Annotated in this window: 3 protein-coding genes and 1 pseudogene; all 4 read right to left on the minus strand. The window is 69.6% G+C overall.

The features are described 5' to 3' along the window. Positions 1-277: pseudogene (locus ACH107_RS31430) on the minus strand (SPOR domain-containing protein); the annotation flags it as partial. Positions 278-342: 65 nt separating this feature from the next. Continuing rightward, positions 343-981, minus strand: a complete 639-nt coding sequence (upp, locus tag ACH107_RS31435; protein ID WP_412509579.1) for a uracil phosphoribosyltransferase — start codon at positions 979-981, stop codon at positions 343-345. Beyond that, a complete protein-coding gene (locus ACH107_RS31440; protein ID WP_412509580.1) occupies positions 978-1,964 on the minus strand; it encodes an adenosine deaminase in 987 nt (328 codons plus the stop codon). Before ACH107_RS31440 ends, upp begins: the two co-directional genes overlap by 4 nt. After that, complete coding sequence (locus ACH107_RS31445; RefSeq protein WP_412509581.1) at positions 1,961-3,154, minus strand: phosphopentomutase; 1,194 nt, start codon at positions 3,152-3,154, stop codon at positions 1,961-1,963. The genes ACH107_RS31440 and ACH107_RS31445 overlap by 4 nt, the downstream gene beginning before the upstream one ends. Positions 3,155-3,205: the final 51 nt, after the last annotated feature.

Consider the following 3,205-nt stretch of genomic DNA (forward strand, 5'->3'; position numbering starts at 1 on the left):
CGGCTTGGGGGTCTGGCCGGGCGCCCGCGGCCAGTGTCGGTTCGGCCCCGCACACCTGCTGGCGTTGCCGGTTCACGCGCGGCACCCAGGTCGTCGTCCCGCTCAGCCCGGCGCGGACGTAAACGCATCCGCGGCTGTCCACGAATTGCGCGCCCTCGAAGCTGTCGGGCGGCTGCTCGGCGGGCGGCGAGGGCGCCTGCAGGCCCTGCGCGCTTGCCGGCCCGGCCATCACGCCAAAAATCACCAGAACGGTTGCGACACGGCTTGCCTTGCCCATTTTTCCCCCGGGATGCACGCGGGAATGGTGGGCGAGAACGCCGGGGCTGTAAAGCGTTTGTTACTTCATTTTGTACCGAACATGCGGTCGCCCGCATCCCCTAGCCCCGGGACGATATATCCACGCGCGTCCAGACGCTCATCGACCGCGGCCGTGACGATGGGCACGTCCGGATGGGCCTGCTGCATGCGGGCAATGCCCTCGGGCGCGGCCAGCAGGCACAGGAACCGGATGTCCGTCGCCCCGGCCTGCTTGATCAGGTCCACCGCCGCGGCGGAGGAATTGCCGGTGGCCAGCATCGGGTCCACGGCGATCACAACGCGATCCGCCAGCCCATCGGGCAGCTTGCAGTAATACTGCACGGGCTGCAGCGTTTCCTCGTCGCGGTAAAGCCCGACGAAGCCAACCCGCGCCGAGGGGATCAGCTCAAGCACGCCATCCAGAAGCCCGTTGCCCGCGCGCAGGATGCTGACCAGCGCCAGTTTCTTGCCCTGCAGCACCGGGGCATCCATCGGCTGCAGGGGGGTCTCGATGCGGTCTTCGGTCAGCGGCAGGTCGCGGGTGATCTCGTAGGCCAGAAGGTGCGAGATTTCGCGCAGCAGCCCGCGGAACTGGTTCGAGGGCGTGCCGGCCCGGCGCATCGCCGTGAGCTTGTGCTGGACCAGGGGGTGCTTGACATGGGTCAGATGCGGCAGGCGGGTCATGCGGCCTCCAGCTTGCGGGCGACGCCGGCGCGGGTCTCGGCATCGCAAAACGCCGCCTCCAGCGCCACGCGGTTGAGCGCGGCGAAATCGGCGGCGTCCCAGCCGAAGGTCTGCGCCAGCATCTCGTATTCGCGGGTCATGGTGGTGTGGAAAAAGGGCGGATCGTCGGTCGAGACCGTGACCTTGACGCCGGCGTCGCGCAACCGCTTGATCGGGTGGTCGGGCCAGCCGCCGGTCGCGCCCAGAAAGACGTTGGAGCCGGGGCAGACTTCCAGCACCGTGCCCCGCTCGGCCAGGGTTTCCACCAGCGCCGGGTCGGTGATGGCGTTCACCCCGTGGCCGATCCGCGCCGGGGCGAGGTCGCGCAGGGTGTCGGCCACCATGTCCGGGCCGCCCCATTCGCCGGCGTGGCAGGTCAGCGGCATCCCCGCCTCGCGCGCGCAGTCGAAGGCCCAGGCGAAATCCCCTGGTCGGCCCATCATCTCGGCGCCGGCCATGCCGAAGCCGCGCAGGAAGCGCCCCTGCGTTTCCACCGCGCAGCGCGCCGCAGGCCGGGCCTTGTCGGGGCCGAAGTGACGGATGCAGGTGACGATGCCGCGCAGGGTGATGCCAAAGCGGGCCTCGGCTTCCTCTGCCGCCTCTTCGATGGCGGCCAGGTAGTCGCGCCAGGCCGCGAGGTCGCCGCCGCCACAGAAATCGGGGCTCAGGAAGGTTTCGGAATAGACCACACCATGGGCCGCACTTTCCTCCAGCACGGCCAGGGTCAGGCGATGGAAATCCTCGGGCGACTGAAGCGTGGTGCAGGCGGCCTCGTAGACCTGCAGGAAATGGTCGAAGTCGCGGTAGGCATAGCCGCCATCGGCGGTGAAGATCGCGCTGAGGTCGAGGTTCTTTTCCTGCGCCAACCCCCGGATGAAGGCGGGCGGCGCGGCGCCTTCCAGATGCAGGTGCAGTTCCACCTTCGCAGTATCGCGGTACGTCATGCCCTGCCCTTTTCCAGCCCGAGGTGGTCGGCCACCAGCGCCGCCACGTCGGTGAACGCCATGTTCCCCAGCGCCCGCGCGCCCAGCCCGTGGGCCAGCACCGGCACCCGTTCGCGGGTATGGTCGGTGCCAACCCAGGTGGGGTCATTGCCATGATCGGCGGTGACCAGCAACAGGTCACCCTCGCGCAATCGCGGCAGCAGGCGGCCCAGTTCGGCGTCGAACCATTCCAGGTGGCGCGCATAGCCCGAGACATCGCGGCGGTGGCCATAAAGGCTGTCGAACTCCACCAGGTTGGCAAAGACCAGAGCGCCCTCGGGGGCCTCGCGGGCGAGGTCGGACAGGTGGCCCATCAGGGCGGCGTCGTCGCCCTTGCGCACCGTGTCGATGCCCTGCATCGAGAAGATGTCGCCGATCTTGCCCACGGCCTGCACCGCGCGCCCGGCCGATTGCGCCCAGTCGCACAGCGTCGGCGCGGGCGGGGCGATGGCGAAATCCCGTCGGCGCGGCGTGCGGGTGAAGGCGCCCGGCTCGCCCACGAAGGGCCGCGCGATGACCCGGCCCACCTTCATGGCGTGCAGCGTGGGCGCGAGGGCGCGGCACAGGTCCAGCAGCCGGTCCAGCCCGAAGTGGTCCTCGTGTGCGGCGATCTGGAAGACGCTGTCGGCGGAGGTATAGCAGATGGGCCATCCGGTGCGGATATGGTCTTCGCCCAGGTCGTCGATGATGTTGGTGCCCGAGGCATGGCAATTGCCCAGGATACCCTCGGTTTCGGCACAGGCCTTGACCTCTTCGATCAGATCGGGGGGAAAGCTCTCGGTTGGTTTCTCGAAATAATGCCAGGTCCAGGGCACCGGCACCCCGGCCAGTTCCCAATGCCCCGAGGGGGTATCCTTGCCCGGGCTGACCTCGGTCGCCGCGCCCCAGGCGCCGGTGGGCGCCACCATCAGGGCGGGGGCGGTGACACCGCTGGCCAGCTCCAGCGCATGGCCCAGCCCGAGGCCCGCCAGGTTGGGCAGGTGCAGCGCGCCACTGCGCCCCTGCTCGGCATGGCCGCCGGCGCAGGCCCCGGCGATATGGCCGACGGTGTTGGCGCCGCTGTCGGGCACGCCGTCGTTGTAGAAGCCCCCGGCATCCGGCGCACCGCCGATGCCGACGCTGTCGATGACGACCAGGAAGGCGCGGGTCATGGCTCTACCCTTTCGAGGATCAAGGCGCCCGGCGCGCGGGCCGCGCCGATG

The organism is Roseovarius halophilus (ex Wu et al. 2025) (assembly GCF_047086965.1).

Bases quoted from the DNA above. Each gene is read 5' to 3' on its own strand.
- upp (WP_412509579.1), bottom strand. From the start codon at position 981: ATGACCCGCCTGCCGCATCTGACCCATGTCAAGCACCCCCTGGTCCAG.
- ACH107_RS31440 (WP_412509580.1), bottom strand. From the start codon at position 1,964: ATGACGTACCGCGATACTGCGAAGGTGGAACTGCACCTGCATCTGGAA.
- ACH107_RS31445 (WP_412509581.1), bottom strand. From the start codon at position 3,154: ATGACCCGCGCCTTCCTGGTCGTCATCGACAGCGTCGGCATCGGCGGT.